This window comes from Desulfotomaculum sp. (assembly GCA_003513005.1).
Lineage (GTDB): Bacteria > Bacillota > Desulfotomaculia > Desulfotomaculales > Nap2-2B > 46-80.
Genome location: DOTD01000007.1, coordinates 2076 through 20198 on the forward strand (window position 1 = coordinate 2076; position 18123 = coordinate 20198).

Below are 18123 nucleotides of genomic sequence, written 5' to 3' on the forward strand. Positions count from 1 at the left end.
GAATTTCATGACCGGGATATGGGCGAGACAAAGCGTTGGAGAACATTCCCTTGGGTATGACCTGCGGCTGCTTGGGTGCAGTGACAGATCTCGGGCCGGGGCAATTGCAGGTATTGAAAGCCTTCTTGCGAATATGCTTTTTGCGCACGAATCTTATTTCATAATCGATCTCGTAAGAGACTTCCGCAAAGCCGGAGAGCGACCGGAGTTTACCGCAGTGGGGGCAATACATTTCGTCATCCGGGATCTCATGAATCACTGTGATTTCGGAAAGGTCGGGGATTTTGCGTCCGTGACCCTGATGGCCGAACCTGGCGCCCCGCTTCCCGCCTTGAGCCGGGACACAATCACCGTCGCTTTCGGGAACCCCTGTTTGTTGATCAGTTTGGGGCGCCGGCTGCTTTTCGGAGGAACGGCCAAAAATGGCGCTGTTACGTTTATTGATTAATGCCCTTAGGCGCTCATTTTCCTCCGTCAATTCTTGTTTTTCTTGATTGGCTTGCTCGAGTTCAAAATCCTTCTGTCTGACTATCGGGCAATCAGGAAAAGAACAAGCGGCGCTTAAAGACCAGACTGGATTTTCTTGAAGGCATGCTGATAAAGTGTTCATGCTCTAATTATGCAATAAAAATAGTTACGTGTTCAGTCCCATTAATTAAATTTTTAAGTCAAACAACAAACAGGAAAAGGCAGGAAGCAACGAGGTTATGGAGTTAAAGCGGGTTCACTGAATACTTACTCTTTTTCCCTGCTTTTCTTTTTTCAGTGAATGTCTGTGAATCATATGGTGAGGAAGCTTATGAGCCAGTGTTTCCAGGGTTTGTGAATTATTACTGAGATTGATTATTGTTATTTAACTTCTGGACCTGACTCGCCTTGTAAATGGTGGAGGTGTAGAATGGGCAGAGCTTTTGAATGAGCAGTACAATCCCGCACACAATAAGCACAGCATATATAAGAGGATATATAATATGAACCACATATTCCGGATACGTCAGCGCCCTGAAATAAAGAACGCCCCAGCGCATTGCCGTGAACCATATGCCGTATACAAGAAACGGCACGCCTGCAGGGACCTTCCCGCGGAAATACAGCCAGAGCGCCGGCGCCAGCCCAAGCAGCGCCAGTACCAGCTCCATAAGCTGCGTGGGGTACTGCGGCAGGTCCAGGTCTACGTCCACATTACCGAAGAAGGGCAGTGTTTGGATGGTCAGAACGGGTTCGACGGATTCGTGCGGGAACCGTACGCCCAGCCAGCCTTGCGTGAGCCTGCCGCCGCAGCAGCCGTTGAGAAAGCAGCCTACTCGCGCCAGCGCGAAGGCCGCCGCCGTGGGCAGCACGAAGGTGTCGAGAAGCGGCCACAAGCCCCGTCTGAAAACAAACGACATCGCAAAAAGAGCTGCGAACGCGCCCGCTATACCTCCATAGAGTGAAAATCCGGCCAGCCTGAAGGAAAACGGCGTCAGGCCTCCGGCGTAGTTGCCGGGATTCACCGCCCAGTTCCAAAGGCGCGCGCCCAGAAAAAAGCCCGTTGCCATCGCCGCGAGCAGCAAAAGCGAACGGAGGTAGCCGAGTCGCTCCCTCCGCAGAATGACCAGCGCGGACACCGCGCCCGCGGCGGCTGCTAACGCCGCAAACAGGCTGTATGCGTGGAGGTCGATAGGCGCTCCAAAAAGCCGCAGGTGCAGGACAGGGCACATCAGGGGTTATTCGCCGGGAGCGGATGTCTGCCGGTCAGCCTGGCATCGATGTAGAAATCTCCCTCTGCCCCCGTCTCGAAACACCGCAACGTCCAGTCGATCTCTACGGTGTCGTTGGCGCCGTATGCGGCTCTCGCCACTCCCTTTATTGACATTATTTTGCCAAAAAACTCCCTGCTCTTGCCAAAGGCGGGATGATTGTAGTCGACGATCAGTTCGCCGTTTTTATAGGTGAACGGTATCTCTTCCGGTTTGCCGTCCGTACCCTTCAGAACGATGCTGCCCTTATCCTGCCCCGTCTTTACGATCTCGAACGGCGTCTTTTCGGGTTTCCCCAACTCCTGCTTCAGCGTTTCATCATTCAGCTTGCTCAGATCCAGGTTATCCAGGTCACAGCCCTGGTCGCTGCCGCTGGTCTTCGCGCTGGGCTTCGCTCCAGCGCTCTGCTTGGCCGCATCGGCTTTCAGCTTGTCTATGATGTGAACGTCGGTAACCTGAAATATGCCGTCAAACTTGCCCACCAGTTCGTCCAGCGTCGGGAACATCACGAGATCCGCCAGGACGGGAACCGTTTTCGCGGATCCGCTGGGATTTGTGACCAGCAGCAGGTACTGCGTCTTGTTAACGAGGGCCTGCTTAAAGCTCCTGACATCGACTGTGGAACCGGCGGCCCGCGTTACGGTGGCAGTAATCCTCGTCACGTTAGCAGGATTGTTTACGGCGATGGAAAACAGCCGCATGTCCAGGCCGCTTTCCGGGGACGTGAACCGGAGTGTCATGCCGTCGTTCAGCACGCCCGCTAGCTCTGGTTTAACTCTCACGGCCAGAGCCCTTGCGCCCAGCGCCGGCACGTCGACTGCCGCCTCGCCCAACTCGATCGTCTCGCCGGTCTTGGAGGCCCTGTCGATCTCTTCCTGCGAGGAGTTCTTCAAGTACAACGGCGCGCCTTCCGTTTTATCCCATCCCCTTGATATGCTGTTATGGAGCGTTATTGGTATGTAGGCTCTGAATACGGCGGACTTCCCGAACACGACGGACTCGTAAAAGTCCCCCGCCCATTTAGCCGGATCGCCCGTGGCGGACAGAATAGCGTCGCGCGGTGCAATTCCCATGTCGAAGTTTTTATATGCCTTCAGAATGAAATCATCGCTGCCGAACTTGTCCGCCAGGAAATCGATCACCAGAGCGCGTGCGTAACCTGCTCTCCTTGTGTCTTCGGGCGAGTAAATGCCGTCGAATATCATCGCCCGGGTTCCTTCGGCGTGTTCTGGTATTTTACCCAGTACCAGGCCTTCATGGTAGGTGGCCGTGGCTTCGTCGAACCACTCGCTGCGGGAGCCTTTCGTCGTATAGTTGGACTGCACGGCGTGGAACCACTCGTGAAAGATTGACGACCTGAGGATATTATGGTCGCCCTCGCTTAATGCCGCCTTGCTGATATTTATGAAGCCGTTGTCGGGCTGGCGGCCTAACACCATGTTCCTCCAGCCGGTCTCCTCGTACGCGGCGAATATCCCCTCGCTTATACTTCTGAGGTACACATCAAACGGCCACTTGGTGCGCTTGCTGTATATGTATCCGCCTGCGAGATACGCCCGGTAGGCGTCTTCGAAATCGGTCAGTACGCGCCTGGCGTCTTCCTTGATTGGCTTCGAACTAGCCGGAAAGATGAACATGAAGTGGCCGCCATCTTCAAAAAAGGCGCTCCCATCGAATGACATCACGTACATCCTGAGGTTGCTGGGCTGGGCATACGCCACACCCATGGATAACAAAGGCCGGTTCAATTGAATCAGCGCCTCGTTGGCATAGTCCGACGGCACGACCTCGGCCTCGGCCCAGCCGTCCACGATGTTAGCCCCGACGTAGCGGTAGACGACGCGTACGTCCTCGCCGTCAGCGCCTTTTACCTCCGCCCCCAGACCGATCATGACATTCTTTTCCGGCCGGCTCGCGGGGAACTTGATGCGCACCGTGACGGGCTTGTCGATGGGTTTGTCTATATCCAGAGCATAGAGGAACGTGGATAAAAGACCATCCGGCCTGCTGTCGCCGCCGGGTTTCAGGCGCGTAAGCCTGACGTTCACCGGCTCCTCGACATCGCCGCTGCCGAACTCAAGCTTCAGGTCCTCCAGCTCTACCACGCCGCCCCCGGGTAAGATGACGGCGCTCACCCCTTTTACGAACAGCCTCGGCCCCAAACACACTGCCAGCACCGCGATGATTAACACTACGGTCAGCCCCACCCCGAGGCCCACCGCCAGCTTCTTCCGGGACTTTTCGAGCTGCGGAGCGGGCTCCGGCGCAGAAAGCTCCGGCGCAGCGGTGACGGGCGGCTGCCCCGGCTCCTGCGCGTTGTTTCCCTGTCTCACGGGAGACTTACACCCAGGACAGAACTCGGCCGCTTCCGGGAGCTGATTTCCACATTTCGGGCAAAGCATACCTGTACCCTCCTCCGGTACGCCGCCTGACACCGGTCAGCCGGCCTTTTCTAACTAACTTAGATAAATGTAAAAGGATTGGTAAAGTATGGCTTGTGTATAACATGGTAATAAATGGTTATCATGGTTATAATTTTTCTTTGATCACACCTGTACGGAAAGCGCTTAAGAGCATCTCAAGATAATAGATTTGTTTTTTCAAATCCTGGCCATTATCGGTATCAGCTATCTTCTTCCGGTCAACAACCTTCTCAACAGTGCTTAATTCAGAGTGCATATCCGTTCCTTCATTTACCGATTTTTCTCTGGATTCGAAAGGTTCATGCTTTGCCAGCATCAGACCGTAGGAATTATAGATCAAAGTATAACCGGCTATCCCCGTTTCTCTTTGATAGGCTCTCGCAAATCCACCGTCAATAACCAGCAGTTTGTTGTTGGCTTTTATTGGACTCTCCCCTTTTTTAGCCTTCACAGGCACATGTCCATTAACGATATGTCCATCGTCCGGATCAAGCCCAAACTCGGCAAGAATCATCCTGGCAACCTTTTCATCATCGACCAAGGTATAATAAGGGGTATAGTGTTCCTTGTGCGGAGTTTTGTCATCAATGAAATACCTTTCAAAAGTTGCCATCTTGTCCTTGCCGAACAGCGGGGAATCATGGTGACACCATAAATACCAAAGAATATCTGTAGAACTTTCCTTGTTTTCTCTGCCGAAATAGGCTTCCCGGGACCACAGCTCCAAATTATCCAGCAGATACTTGCCTGAAGATTCCACACCATTGAGTCTTATTTTCTTAAAGGTCCCGTCAGGATTCATGGGAATGGATGCATGGAACAACAGGTTGGAGTTGTATTTCAGGTACATGCTGCCTTTGGCGTACATAAACCGGATATGCTCCTGGAGCTTTTCACTTTTCATAAACGTATAACGGAGCTTGTTGATTACTGATTTTTCTTCTTCGGTCAGCTTCCAGGGCTCGTTGGGGTCGACGGTCGGGAAGCTCTGGTCATTCAGTTTGTATACTACGCCGTCAACGTTGATGGTGTTTTCCTCATAATTGATTTTATCTAAAAGTAATCGGTTGTTCATTTCATATTCGGGGTGGTTTAAAATAAGTTCATGCTCGAGTTTGAACTGGATCATAGAGATCGCCTTATGCATTTTGGCAAGAAGATCAAAACTCGAATCCGGCACGGTATCACTGGAGCTCATTTTTGGTTTAAATTGGATGCATTCATCATCCTTATAAGCATCCATTGCAAATGTAGCCAGGGGAAACAGATTAATCCCATAGCCTTCTTCCAGGATATCCATGTTGGCGTATCTCAGGCAGATACGGACTACGTTGGCAATACAGGAACGGTTGCCCGTAGCTGCGCCCATCCAGAGAACGTCGTGGTTTCCCCACTGAATATCCATGGAATGATGTTTCATCAGTGTATCCATGATGAAATGAGGCCCTGGTCCCCTGTCGTAAACATCACCGACTATGTGCAGATGATCGATGGTGAGTCTCTGGATCACGGCGGAGATATTGATAATAAAGTCGTCCGCCATATCCAGCCCGACAATAGTATCAATGATTTTATTGTAGTATTCTTTTTTGTTGAACCGGTACTCATCCTCATGAAGCAGCTCCTGAATGATGTAGGCAAATTCCGGAGGAAGCGCTTTTCTGACCTTGGAACGGGTATACTTTGACGAAGCGTCCCTGCACACCTGGATCAGCCTGTAAATGGTGACCTCATACCAGTCGGAAAGGTTAATCTCCCTCTCTTTAACCAGGTGAAGTTTATCTTCAGGGTAATAGATAAGTGACGCAAGCTCATTGATATCGTTTTTAGAAAGTGTCTTTCCCAGCACATCATTGATTTTTCTTTTTACAACGCCCGATGCGTTTCTCATTACATGGTCAAATGCTTCGTATTCTCCATGAAGATCGGTAAGGAAGTGCTCGGTGCCTTTGGGGAGATTCAAAATGGATTTGAGGTTGATGACCTCGGACGCCGCCTGTGATATAGTGGGGAATTTTTTAGACAGGAGCTCAAGATAATCCTGATGCTCAATCAGCTCTTTTGTAGTAAAATTATCCAAAGTACAACCCTCCATATAATGTCCCGGAGTAGGACATAAAATAAAAAAGTAGACAACACTAAAAGACGAAAGGCCATTGCCATATTTCGCCCGGGTATTCGGTAAGGTATAGTCTTATAAATAACTATTCTCTTAAAATCTTCAACTTCCTTTAAGGATTAACAGCTAAAGAATATTTTTCATAATTAACAAAGTATGAAATCTTGGAGGATTATCTTGGAGCAGTACAGAAGAGTTCCATAATATATGTACACAGTTCCATAATATATGTACACAAAAAAGGAGGAAAAAGAATGCCGCTGGTAACTTCAACTGAAATGTTTAAAAAAGTCTATGGGAAATGTGCCGTCGGAGCGTTTAATGTCAACAACATGGAAATCATCCAGGGAATTGTTGATGCGGCCAAGGAAGAACAAGCCCCTTTGATTTTGCAGGTTTCGGCCGGAGCCAGGAAATACGCCAAACATATTTACTTGATGAAACTGGTAGAGGCTGCCGTAGAGGACAGCGGTTTGTCAATTTGTCTGCACCTGGATCACGGGGAGGATTTCGAGATTTGCAAGTCCTGTGTTGACGGCGGTTTTACCTCGGTGATGATCGATGGTTCAAAGCTGCCTTTTGCAGAAAATATTGCCCTGACTAAAAAAGTTGTCGAGTATGCGCATGCCAATGGTGTAACGGTAGAAGCCGAGTTAGGACGGCTGGCCGGTGTCGAGGATGATGTGAATGTCAGCGCCAAGGATTCCAGCTACACTGATCCTGACCAAGCCATTGAATTTGTCCGGAAAACTGGCTGCGATTCCCTTGCCGTCGCGATTGGCACCAGTCACGGAGCCTATAAGTTCAAGGGGGAAGCCAAGCTTGATTTCGCCCGCCTGGAAAAAATCGCCGCTCTGCTTCCCGGCTATCCCCTGGTTTTGCATGGCGCCTCCACCGTGCTGCCGGAATTTGTGGTCAAATGCAATCAATACGGGGGAGAGATTAAGGGAGCCCAGGGCGTTCCCGAAGAGATGCTCAGAAAGGCCGGAACTATGGGAGTATGCAAAATAAATATTGATACCGATCTCCGCCTGGCCATGACGGCTTCCATCCGGGAGCATTTTGCTTTAAACCCTGCTGATTTTGATCCCCGTCAGTATCTCAGGCCAGCCAGGGAGGCCATTATAAACATGGTCAAGCACAAGATCAGGAACGTCTTAAACTGCAGCAACCAGCTCTAAGCAATAATCACCTGGAAACAATGCTCTAAGAAGCAAGGGGGAAGCATGGGGACAGTTCTCATGCTTCCTAGATTAAACGAGGAAAAAATCTTCGTCTTAATGAAATATTTCCTGTCCCTTACTTCCTTCCTGGTTTTTATGCTTACGGCGACCGCTTTCAGTTAGTATGAGAAGCAGGAATAATCCTGCACCAACGAGCGTATATAACCGGGGAGTTTATAAGTTGCATGCACAAGCGAACATTTTGTGCTCATAATGCTTAGCCTCGCTGTTACAGTAATATTGTTTTTGTTGCAATGCTATCACAAAAAGCACGGTCATGTTCAATAAATAGAAGAGTCGGCTTATAGTATCCGAGCAGATCTTCGATTTGCATTCTGGATATGACGTCAATGTAGTTGAGCGGCTCATCCCAAATGTACAGATGGGCTGATTCGCATAGACTTCGGACAATTATGACCTTTTTCTTCTGTCCATCGCTGAAATCACTGATGTCCATGTCGAACATGCCTCTTGAAAAATCGAGCTTGCGAAGTATGGTTTTAAACAGAGTTTCATCAATACCTGATTCTCTGGCGTAATCAGTGAGGTTACCCACCAGACCCGAAGCGTCTTGACTGACATAAGAGATCTTCAATCTGCTCCCTTTTCTTATTATGCCTTGATATGGAATGGGTTCACCCAGGATAAGCTTGGCAATGCTTGATTTGCCGGAACCGTTTTTCCCACACAAAGCAATTCTGTCCCCTGATTGAATACTGAAACTGATCCCTTCGCATATTTTACGTTCTCCGAAGATGATGCTGATATCCCCCAGGTATACCATTCTACCGGTATGATATCTCAAAGGATGGATCTTTAAGGATGAGGCTGTTTCTATATTTTTCAGCAGCGCTGATTTTTCTTCGATGGCAGTCTGAACCCTGCTTTCAATTACCTTGGAGCGCTTCATCATTTTGGCGGATTTATGCCCAATGTAACCCTTATCGGGCTTGATTCCGAAAAGACGTTCGCCTTTTTTGGATCTTTCTACCCGGTCAGACCAGTCAGAAACGCGCCTGGCAGAAGTTTCAAGCCTTTTAATGTCCCTTTTTAAGGCGTCATTCCTGGCAATTTCCAGATTGTCCCGGAGCTGCTTATTGTGCCACCATGAAGAGAAATTTCCTTTTTGAATCTCGATATTGGTCCGATTGATCGATAGAATATGATCTATGCAGTTGTCCAGAAATGCCCGGTCGTGAGAAACCAGTATGAATCCACACTTGCTGCGCAAGTATTCGCTAACGATTCTTTGGCCGTTCATATCCAGATGATTGGTAGGTTCATCTATAAGCAAAAATCTATTTTCCTTCAGGAACAAAACAGCAAGAAGTACCTTGGTCTGCTCGCCGTTAGAAAGCGTATAAAACGGACGATAAAGCACGTCGTCCGATACTTCCAGCAAATTCAGTTCCCTGATCAGCTGCCAATCCTGACAGCCGCTGATAATTGTATTAATGACTTCGGCCGTATCCATCAGCTCATCCTTCACTTCGTATGGAAAATATTCAAAGGACACACTCGATGATATACTGCCGCTATAATCGAATCTCCTCATCAGCAGATTCAGAAAAGTGGTCTTTCCACGGCCGTTTCTTCCGGTAAAACCAAGCTTCCAGTCAGTATCGATCTGAAAACTGACATTTTCGAAAATGTTTTCACATCCGCCTTCATAGCTGAATGTAAGGTTGGTGAAAGTTATGAGTGACATTGTGCATTTCCTCCTGCGCTGAAAAAAATATGAGATGCAGGAAAGCTGATTCCTCCATCTCATAACAGCGCAACATCAAGCACCGTGTTAGCGGCAATAAACGTTAACCCATGAGTTTTCAGATGCATCAACTTTCCTGCGCAGACACAATAAATCAAGCATTATGCAATGCCGATTCACCTGTCCCATTGTGCCATATATCAACAGCGGGAAAATTAGCGCATCCTTCCAACTCCAATCTTAAACAGTACGATGTATTATACCATAAACCTACAAACTGGCGCCATCCTTAAAGGCAAATTCCAGCCGTCCATCCCGGCGGGGGGAGTTTCGTTGACTTTTTTGAAATTCTCATAAAAACCCCTGTGCCTTCCTCCTTATCATCCTTTTCAGGATAATCATCGGCCAGGTAACCGCTGCCTTCATGTCCAAAAAAAATCTATTTGAAGGGAACTGGAAACATTTGTGGTATATTGTAGATCAAGTATAAGAAGGATGTATCTGTTAGGAATCGTTATAGTGCTATCGTATTCCGTTACTTGCATCTTCTTCAAGGAGTATCTTATATCTGTATGGTGTTTATTTGCGGCGCTGGCAAGTGTTATTATCTTATGGATCGTGCTCCGAAACAAGAACATCGGCAACGCTAAGCCTGCCTCGGCGGATCAGTACCTCTAAAACCGGGTCAAGTGGATTCGAGTTTTATGAAAGATATACTCCCAAGGCCTTGACCTTGGATACAAGATCGGTGAGGTTTTCCCCTAGAACCAAGATCAGCCGCTCCAGGTTAATACGATCAGGTATTTCAATTACATCCGGTAATACCGTACAGGTTTTCAATGTCCGGCGCAGGTCAGTGCCGAAGTCTGCGTCAGTTTGACGATAGTCAGGTGGCTCCGGCATACTGGTGATATTAAAACCCAGTGCTGTGCAAGCCTGACGGACTGAAGGATGGTAATGCAGATTGATAATGCAGCGGGCAGCAGGGAAAAACTCCTTCACCAAGAGGAGGGCGCCGCCCATGTGTCTTGAGCATCCCATTTCCGCATCCCCCAGCGTTGCCACCCTGCCCTTCATTTGCAGGAGTCGTCCGGGAATAGCGGCAATATCATCAAGTTCCTTAGCTTCCGGCAAGGCAAAGGCCAGATTGGCGCCAATCTCCGGGATCAGCCGAACGATACCGGCCTGCTTTAACTCTCCGACAGCCCGATCCAGTTCCTGGCATAACGTTCTCTCTCTGGCAGTCCGGGTGTCATCATTAAGCGTCAGGGCATTAAAGAAGACCTCCCAGAAACGATCGACCGGCGGAGGCAAAAGTTCCTCTATTCGGTCATCGGCTTCAACCCAATAACGCCCTTCTGCCGCCGGCAGCACCCGGCCGATCACAGCGGCATCCAGCCCGGCTTCTTTGAAGGCCTGCAATAGATCTCCGGTCTTTTCAAAGGCGCAGGTCAAGACCAACGTACCCTCGCTGATCACCTCATAGGGGTTGAGGCCAAAGCAGCCGCAGACTACCCGGATATCTTCCGGCGCCGGAACCTTGAAGCGTTCAATTCTCAAACCGACGTGCGAAGCTTCGGCAAGTTCCCACAAGCCCCGGGCAAGCCCGCCCTCAGTGGCGTCGTGCATGGCATGGACACCGCCAACAGAGATGGCTATACTGGCATCTGACACCACGGACATTTCTCGCAGCCGTTTGCGCGCCCGGTCTACCAACTCAAGAGCAATGCCTGCGGCCATCAGCTTCGGTCCCAGTTCACAGGCCAGGAGCCCGGCTGCCTCAATAGCCGCTCCTTTGGTAATCAACACCGCATCTCCTACCTGGGCGCCTGCCGGTGTCACGAATTCGCGACCCAGACCCCAGACGGTAATGCCCCCGATGGTCGGTATCGTCACAGCGTCATAGTAACCGGTATGACCACCCACGATCGCCATCCCCAAATCACGGGCATGTTCACTGATACTCTTGACTAATTCAGCAACGTAATCTTCCTGAGTTCCGGGCGGCAGCAGCAGGGAATAGGTCATGAACTGCGGTCTGATTCCCATAACCGCCACGTCGCTGGCGCCAATATGTACGGTCAGCCAACCGAGTTCTTCAGGGGATGTGGTCGGCCCTGGAAAAATCGGATCTTCTGCGATTGCCAGGTATTCATCCCCGATCTTGAGAACGGCTGCGTCTATTCCCATGCCCGGCCCGACCACCACTTGCGATGATGCCGCTCCTGTGTTAGGCAGAACAGTTCTTCTAAAAAAATCATCGTTTACTTTGCCGATCATACCGGTGCTCCCTTCACTTTCACCATTCTCCTGCCTCAACGGATACTGATCCAAAAACACACCCCCATGGAAGTGCGTTTTAAGTCCGATTTTTCCACTTCCCTACGCTGGCATGATCCAGATCAGGTCCTTAGGGTCGGCATTTAACTGCCTCTCAGCCCGGAGGCGCCCCTAGTGGGATCTGCGTTATGTAGTTGAGGCCTAACCTTAACCTAGTTTAGCACAATCACGAAAGAGTGTAAAGATCTCTGCGTCAAGGCCTCTAGTTTTATGATTTATACTTTCACTGACACTGTTCGACATTATTCTTCAAAGGAATTATTGCAGGATTTCTCGAATAAACACAACTTGCCGCATTTAAAAATAATCCCAAAGAACCTAACGACTATCAAAACTATTGGAGTCGATCAGTGGCTTAAAGAACAAGCCAGGATTTGGAAATGTCCAGATTGTCAAACAGACTTTTCTTTGTATACCCCTAAGTGTAAAAAATGTGGCAGAGATTTAGATAAAATTAAGGACTACAACAACTTATAAGTTTGATGTTTTTTAATGCAGCGGAAATTCTTAGAAACTTCCTAATTATTCCTGTTTGCTGGTCTTACAGTTATAACAATACCCTTTATGAACACAGATAGTACCTCCGCATACAGGACAAAGCCATCTTGTTGCTTCATTTCTAATAAAATTTTCTATCCCCAGCTTTTTAATATTTTCCAGATTCTCAATCATACTCATATTGTATTTAGTGCGATACCTTTTATCTAATTTTTTCAAATTTACACAGGGAAATTCAAGACATTCCGAACAAAAAGCTGCTTTATTACCGGCAAAGGCTTCACAGGTTTTAATTTTACATTTAACCCGGGTAACGGGCTTTTTCAAATTGCTTCCCCGGCAACCGGGGCATTTGTTTTTCTCCCTGAGGTAAGCTGTACAAATATGACAATTCATTCCACACGGCGCGATCAGAAGCCTGTCCTTATCTGAGAGTTTCAATCTCTTACCGGAGGCCTTTTTCGCCTTGGATTCTCCCGGTTTCTTTTTCCTGGCAGATTCTTTAGCTTTGCCGGCCGTTCCCGTTTCCATCTCAATCCCGAACATATCTGAAATATCGGTATCTTCGATAACCCTGCGGCTTTTGGCTTTTGATTTTTCCAGCAGGGTCCGGGCTTTCTTACTGATCGTTTCGGAAATAAGATCATTAATATCTACTTTGCGCAGAACGAAAAACAAGCTGGGATCATCGTCCAGCCGCGCTCCCATCCCATACAGAACCGCAGCCACATGTTTGCACATTACAGCCCAGTCGGGGCAACTGCATTTTAAAGAAATCTCTTGCGGAGCAGGAAACAAGCCTTTACCCATGGCTGTAAATAATTCGGAAAGCGCTTTGGGGAATTTACCCTCAAGCAGTTCCTGCAAGGAATCGATTTTCCCGGCACAATCGTTGGTCAATGCTTCCCAAATATCCCGGGCCAAGGGCTGAATGCTGATATTCACCTGATATGGCTTGGCGGCGCTCCCTTTGACGAGAGCATTGATCTTGCCTTCAGTTATTTTAAGATCCAGAACTGCTCCGTGACGGACATAACTGCGGCCCCTGCCTATCCGGTTGGCATAATCCGAATAGCGCTCCAGATTGGCATTCCAGGATTTTCCCCACCAGGTTCTGGCCAGCTTGCTGCCCGAAATAATCACCGGAGAAATATCCGGATTTTTCTTCCTTAATTTTTCCATGCTTTCCCGGGCTCGCCTGCGTTTTTCCGCGACAGGAACATATTCCGGGAAACCGTCGTAATCGTAATATGACATATTTAATCCTCGCAACCTTAGTTGGAAAGCCTGAATAAATCCAGGAGCTGCTTGTTATCCATTTCGGTAAGCCAGTTTTCCTGAACATCAGGCATGATTTCCTGCAGCAGTTTAGTTTTATCCTCAATCATCAGATCAATTTTTTCTTCAATTGTACCTTTCGTTATAAATTTATGTACAATAACATTTTTCAGCTGTCCTATCCGGAAGGCCCTGTCTGTTGCCTGATTCTCCACCGCCGGATTCCACCACCTGTCAAAATGAATAACATGGTTGGCAGACGTCAGGTTAAGCCCAACACCACCTGCTTTAAGCGAGAGCACCATAAAAGGCACATATTTCCTGCCCTGGAATTCGGCCACAAGCTCTTTTCTTTTATTCACTACTGTGGCGCCGTGCAGGACAAGTCCCTGGCACTGAAATACTGTCTCCAGAAAGTCCTTCAGCGGCCCGGTAATCTCTTTAAACTGGGTAAAGATCAGGACTCTTTCCCGCTTCCCGGCAATGGTTTCACAAATTTCCCTCAGCCTGGCATATTTCCCGCTTTCCTCCTCGGCATAGTAATTCTGACCGAGAAATTGATCCGGATGATTGCATATTTGTTTGAATTTCATCAGCGAAGAAAGGACGAGTCCTTTGCGTTCTATTCCATCCCCGGCAGATTCAAGCTTTATTTTAAGCTCATTGACAAGCTTATTATAAAGTACTACCTGCTTTTTAGTAAGAGTCGCATAGGTTTTCATCTCAATTTTCTCAGGTAAATCAGAAATAACATGTTTGTCTGTCTTCAAGCGTCTCAGAATAAATGGGCTGACAACCCGCTTCAATCTGGCATAGCCCTCGGGAGTTTCCGTGAGTTTCTTTGTGAAATCGGTGAATTCCCTGGCGCTTCCTAAAAGCCCTTTATTCAAAAAGTCAAACAATGACCATAAATCAGCAAGACGATTTTCGATCGGTGTACCCGTCATGGCAATTCTATAGGAGGCTTTTAATTGTTTGACAGCCTTTGTCTGCTTCGTGTCCGGATTCTTAATCGCCTGGGCTTCATCCAAAATCAAGGAATCCCAGGTTACATTTTTCAGCCAATCGTATTTCAAAAGCATACCATAGGTCGTCAGGCAAAGGTCATATTCTTCGAGACAGGCGCTGTCCTGCTTCTCCGGAATTTTATTTTCCGATGGGTGAATCACGTAATATTTCAAGCCGGGCGCAAACCTGGCAATTTCACTGATCCAGTTGCCGATAAGTGAAGCAGGCACAACCAGTAAAGCTTTTTCCTGCGTCCTGGCTCGCAGATAATTCAGCAGGGCAATAACCTGAACGGTTTTTCCCAGACCCATGTCGTCGGCAAGGCAGGCGCCAAGCCCCAGAGTTTTCATAAAATGAAGCCAGTTTAAGCCCTTTTCCTGATAAGTACGCAAAACGGTCTGAAAACCGGCGCCATAGGTAACAGTTTCAATAGTATCAGGATAAGTCAGCTTGCTGACAACCGCTTTAAGCCATTCTCCATTCGTAACTTCAAGTTCACAGGCTTCTTCGGGAATCTTCAATATTTTTTGGGCATTCAATTGAAAGCGGAGGGCTTCAATCATACTGATATCTGTCTTGCCCATCAGTTTTTGGGCTTGTTCATAGGCCTTGAGCGTTTCCTTCAGGCGCTCATGATTGACCTCCACCCATTTTCCTTTGATTAAAACAAGTCCGTCTGTTTCCGCAAGCAGCTTCTTCAATTCGCTGACACTAATTAATTCTCCGCCCAGAAACAATTCCGCATTGAAATCCACGAGCGCCTCCAGGTTTAAACGGGAAGGCGTTTTATCGCCGACAGTAACTGACATTTTTAAGGAAGTTGCTTTATTTCTCCACCAATTGGGCATGCGGCATAAAATGCCTGCTTCCTCGTAAAGCGGGATTTCCTTGAGAAAAGAATAGGCTTCAGCGGCTGTCAGGCCTAGGGGATGAAATATTTCTCCCGATTCAACCAGTTCGGAAATAAAAGCGCTTCTTTCCGAGGCTTTGTGCACGGTCGCAAGCAGTTCTAAAAGCTTCCCGCTATTTTCGCCATATTCGGCAATGGCATTTTTCAGGGGCAGGTGCTTTGATTTTCCCTCATTAGAGACGGCCGCAGAATAAGTTGCCAAAAAAGCAAACGGATATTCCTCCTTTTTACTCTCCACCAGATGAAAGTAAACACGTCCGGCGAGATGAATATCAGGATTGTAAGCGGCAAAAAAATCTCCGACACTGCCCTGGTAAGCCTGAATCAACGTACTAAAGGCCTGATGCAGCTTTTTCCAGAGATCTTCAAGCCAGGTTTGATCCAGGTATTCGGCGCCGTTTAAAAAAGGCGCATTCTGCAAGAACTGCTGTATTTCTTCCCCGGCAATTTCAACAACGATTTTTTCACGCAGCGCTTCTATTTCCGGATTCTGGGCCAGCTTCTTGACAAAGGCAGCCGCTATCTGTCTGAGATAATGAAGTGATTCAGACATACCCGCTCTTTTATCTGCGAAGCCAAGGAAGATCAGTGCCTCGCCGGCATTTTCCCAAAAACGTCTATATACTTCTTCCTGGAAAGCCAGGTGACTTCCGGCCGGTTGTTCTGCAGTTATCTGCCAGTCAAGTTCAAACGAACCCTGCGCCTGGATTATCACAATGAGTTCTTTGTTGATTATTTTTTCATCCTTTCAAACATGATAACTTCTTAATGTTCAATGACTTTTAACTCTTCCATCGGAAAATGCCTTACGTTTTTAGTAACCAGGATAAGAGAATTCTCGACCGCGGCCGTGGCAATAAGTGTGTCTGAAATGCTGAGGTTTATTCCTTTTCTCTGAAAATCCCGCTTGTACAGGCCCGCCGCCATTTTTGCAGTCTTGTAATCTATTTGAACGTAACCCATCGCTTCAAGAAACTCCTCGACCCGGGATAGTTCTTCAGGACGGACACCTGAAAATATTTCTGTTACTACTATGGCGCAAATAAAAAAAGAGCCTTCATGTGACAACTTGTCCAGAAGAACTATGGCATCTTGGCGGCCTCGAAATAAATCTATCAGGATCGTTGTATCTAAAAGAAAACCGTTATCTCTCACCAAAGAGAGCTTTCCTCCTGATCTCTGATTCTTCCCTTATTTTTCTTACCCAGTCTGCAGCGTCTTCAGATGTTTTTAGTTCAGGATAAGCCTTCTCATCAAAAATGCCCGCCGCATTGTGGATGGCTTTCCTTTGTTTTAGCCTGTAGAGTTCTTTTCGGGCAGCGTCAATAATAAACTTACTTCTATTGCCATCCTCTATATACTTGTCAATTTCGGCTAAGAGCTCGGCAGGAAATCTGATGGGAGTCAATTTAGTCTTCATTTTATTACCTCAAATGTATATACCGTCATTATAATTAGTATATACATCATTTTATTCTTTTGCAAGAGGTTACTTCTTCTTCTTCTTCTTCTTCTTCTTCTTCTTCTTCTTACCAGATCTTTTCTCTCTTACCTCCTCTGGAAAGAGGGGGTTTTTGTCCATTTTAGATATACTCTTGTAAAACGTTCCGTCAGCCAACTTGTCACGATGTTTTCCTATATACATTTCGGCCAACGGATAGAGACTTTTGTAGTCATCGGGGCATATAGTAAGATCCATGGACTTAAATGCATATGAACTGCCCGGAGTCTCGCCGGGCAACAGCATATCCTGCGCCTTCGGCAGATCAGAAAAGAATATTTCAAAATCCTCATATATTTCAAGCAGACACTCCATTGCGCTCGTTAACATGTCGCGCATATCTTCCGCTTTCATCCGCTCATACCGTCCAGCATTAATCAGCGCCTGATGCAGGTATTCTACAGCCGCCTCGTCTTCACCCGCCTCATGAAGTATCCTGCCAAGAGAATAAAGAGATTCTACCTGAGCAGGATCGATTTTCAAGGACTGTTCGAAGGCCACAGCTGCCAGATCGTGCCGCCCACCCTTCAGGTAAGAATTTGCCAGACGGTTCCAGGTAAAAGAGTCCGCAGGCTGCCCGGCCAGTTTATTCAAATAATATTCCTCTACATCTGTCGCCCAGCGATGCCGGCTACCGTCAACCAGGCTAAGAACTCCGTAAGTAAACGATTGTTTGCCTGCATCTTTATTGTAAAATATAGCGGCAGCGAAACTGCCGAAGTAAAAATCTATTTCAGTCTTGCCGGAAAGCTTCCAGCAACCCGCCGCATTACACTGGCGGTAGCGAAAATACCCGGTGGCCTGGATACAATCCATTATGCTCGGGGATGCGATTTCTCCGTCCATAGATTTATTTTGCCTTAAATTCTTGAGCTTTTCATGATCTATTGCTACCATACCCAGGTCATAATTGCCTTTATAATTACAACTGGTACAGATTAGACTATGGACATTTTCAGGAAATTCCCTTGGAAAATTGTCCATTTCCTTGGCGACAATTCTTCCATAATGACCAGGCAGCTTGGAAGCAGTCGGGCTGTCTGGAATTTCGGACAGATCCTTTCCGGTAATCAGACTGATTAAGCGTGGGTTAATACCATATTTTCTATTGATTGCCATTTTCACTTTCCTTTTAATAAACTAGTTAAAATGATACATGAAGCACACCCCCATGGCAATCTTTCATAGATTTCAATGGCGGAGATATGCATTTTCATCAGGGGTGTGCAAAATTAAGGAAAATGTTTTCACATCCGCCCTCATAGCTGAAAGTAAGGTGGGGGAATTGAATCCGCCGTCAGCAGCTTAAATTTCTTTTTTTACGTGTCGTATCATTCTTTCTACGTCCGGATGCGTATTAAGGATCCGTAACAAAA

13 protein-coding genes, 1 pseudogene and 1 riboswitch are annotated in these 18123 nt (G+C 47.6%); of the genes and pseudogenes, 2 read left to right on the plus strand and 12 right to left on the minus strand.

The annotated features are described in order from the left end of the window. Window positions 1-7 precede the first annotated feature (7 nt). Window positions 8-448 (plus strand): hypothetical protein, encoded by a 441-nt coding sequence (locus DEH07_00460; GenBank protein HBY03032.1) that lies wholly within the window; start codon window positions 8-10, stop codon window positions 446-448. 382 nt (window positions 449-830) lie between these two features. On the opposite strand, the gene DEH07_00465 is transcribed toward DEH07_00460, so the two are convergent. The 3 genes from DEH07_00465 to DEH07_00475 form a co-directional block, all read right to left on the minus strand. Then, complete coding sequence (locus DEH07_00465; protein HBY03033.1) at window positions 831-1700, minus strand: hypothetical protein; 870 nt, start codon at window positions 1698-1700, stop codon at window positions 831-833. Then, window positions 1700-4141 (minus strand): hypothetical protein, encoded by a 2442-nt coding sequence (locus DEH07_00470; GenBank protein ID HBY03034.1) that lies wholly within the window; start codon window positions 4139-4141, stop codon window positions 1700-1702. Before DEH07_00470 ends, DEH07_00465 begins: the two co-directional genes overlap by 1 nt. A 127-nt stretch (window positions 4142-4268) precedes the next feature. Beyond that, on the minus strand, window positions 4269-6257 hold the full coding sequence (locus DEH07_00475) for a class 3 fructose-bisphosphatase (protein HBY03035.1): 1989 nt from the start codon (window positions 6255-6257) through the stop codon (window positions 4269-4271). 278 nt (window positions 6258-6535) lie between these two features. On the opposite strand from DEH07_00475, the gene fba reads away from it, so the two are divergent. Beyond that, window positions 6536-7462 (plus strand): fructose-1,6-bisphosphate aldolase, class II, encoded by a 927-nt coding sequence (fba, locus tag DEH07_00480; protein ID HBY03036.1) that lies wholly within the window; start codon window positions 6536-6538, stop codon window positions 7460-7462. Between the two features lie 271 nt (window positions 7463-7733). Here fba and abc-f read toward each other — a convergent pair whose 3' ends face one another. The 9 genes and pseudogenes from abc-f to DEH07_00525 form a co-directional block, all read right to left on the minus strand. Continuing rightward, window positions 7734-9212: an ABC-F type ribosomal protection protein gene (abc-f, locus tag DEH07_00485; protein ID HBY03037.1), complete on the minus strand. Its 1479-nt coding sequence runs from the start codon at window positions 9210-9212 to the stop codon at window positions 7734-7736. A 422-nt stretch (window positions 9213-9634) separates the two neighbouring features. Further along, entirely contained in the window at window positions 9635-9856 is a 222-nt protein-coding gene (locus tag DEH07_00490) for a hypothetical protein (protein ID HBY03038.1), read from the minus strand. 58 nt (window positions 9857-9914) lie between these two features. Continuing rightward, on the minus strand, window positions 9915-11492 hold the full coding sequence (locus DEH07_00495) for an AIR synthase (protein HBY03039.1): 1578 nt from the start codon (window positions 11490-11492) through the stop codon (window positions 9915-9917). A gap of 82 nt (window positions 11493-11574) precedes the next feature. Next, window positions 11575-11675: riboswitch (TPP riboswitch) on the minus strand. A gap of 399 nt (window positions 11676-12074) precedes the next feature. Further along, the gene (locus DEH07_00500; GenBank protein ID HBY03040.1) at window positions 12075-12446 is read right to left on the minus strand and encodes a hypothetical protein; all 372 of its coding nucleotides are present in this window, start codon (window positions 12444-12446) and stop codon (window positions 12075-12077) included. Between the two features lie 129 nt (window positions 12447-12575). Then, a pseudogene (locus tag DEH07_00505) lies at window positions 12576-13307 on the minus strand (hypothetical protein). A 17-nt stretch (window positions 13308-13324) separates the two neighbouring features. Then, a complete protein-coding gene (locus DEH07_00510) occupies window positions 13325-15982 on the minus strand; it encodes an ATP-dependent helicase (GenBank protein HBY03041.1) in 2658 nt (885 codons plus the stop codon). A 29-nt stretch (window positions 15983-16011) separates the two neighbouring features. Then, a complete protein-coding gene (locus DEH07_00515) occupies window positions 16012-16404 on the minus strand; it encodes a VapC toxin family PIN domain ribonuclease (GenBank protein ID HBY03042.1) in 393 nt (130 codons plus the stop codon). Continuing rightward, complete coding sequence (locus DEH07_00520; protein HBY03043.1) at window positions 16391-16666, minus strand: hypothetical protein; 276 nt, start codon at window positions 16664-16666, stop codon at window positions 16391-16393. The genes DEH07_00515 and DEH07_00520 overlap by 14 nt, the downstream gene beginning before the upstream one ends. 69 nt (window positions 16667-16735) lie before the next feature. Next, window positions 16736-17866, minus strand: a complete 1131-nt coding sequence (locus DEH07_00525) for a hypothetical protein (protein HBY03044.1) — start codon at window positions 17864-17866, stop codon at window positions 16736-16738. Window positions 17867-18123 lie beyond the last annotated feature (257 nt).

Coding starts and splice junctions, on each gene's coding strand:
- fba (HBY03036.1), top strand. CDS start 6,536: ATGCCGCTGGTAACTTCAACTGAAATGTTTAAAAAAGTCTATGGGAAA.
- DEH07_00465 (HBY03033.1), bottom strand. CDS start 1,700: ATGTGCCCTGTCCTGCACCTGCGGCTTTTTGGAGCGCCTATCGACCTC.
- DEH07_00500 (HBY03040.1), bottom strand. CDS start 12,446: ATGAATTGTCATATTTGTACAGCTTACCTCAGGGAGAAAAACAAATGC.
- DEH07_00475 (HBY03035.1), bottom strand. CDS start 6,257: ATGGAGGGTTGTACTTTGGATAATTTTACTACAAAAGAGCTGATTGAG.
- DEH07_00470 (HBY03034.1), bottom strand. CDS start 4,141: ATGCTTTGCCCGAAATGTGGAAATCAGCTCCCGGAAGCGGCCGAGTTC.
- DEH07_00460 (HBY03032.1), top strand. CDS start 8: ATGACCGGGATATGGGCGAGACAAAGCGTTGGAGAACATTCCCTTGGG.
- abc-f (HBY03037.1), bottom strand. CDS start 9,212: ATGTCACTCATAACTTTCACCAACCTTACATTCAGCTATGAAGGCGGA.
- DEH07_00520 (HBY03043.1), bottom strand. CDS start 16,666: ATGAAGACTAAATTGACTCCCATCAGATTTCCTGCCGAGCTCTTAGCC.
- DEH07_00525 (HBY03044.1), bottom strand. CDS start 17,866: ATGGCAATCAATAGAAAATATGGTATTAACCCACGCTTAATCAGTCTG.
- DEH07_00495 (HBY03039.1), bottom strand. CDS start 11,492: ATGATCGGCAAAGTAAACGATGATTTTTTTAGAAGAACTGTTCTGCCT.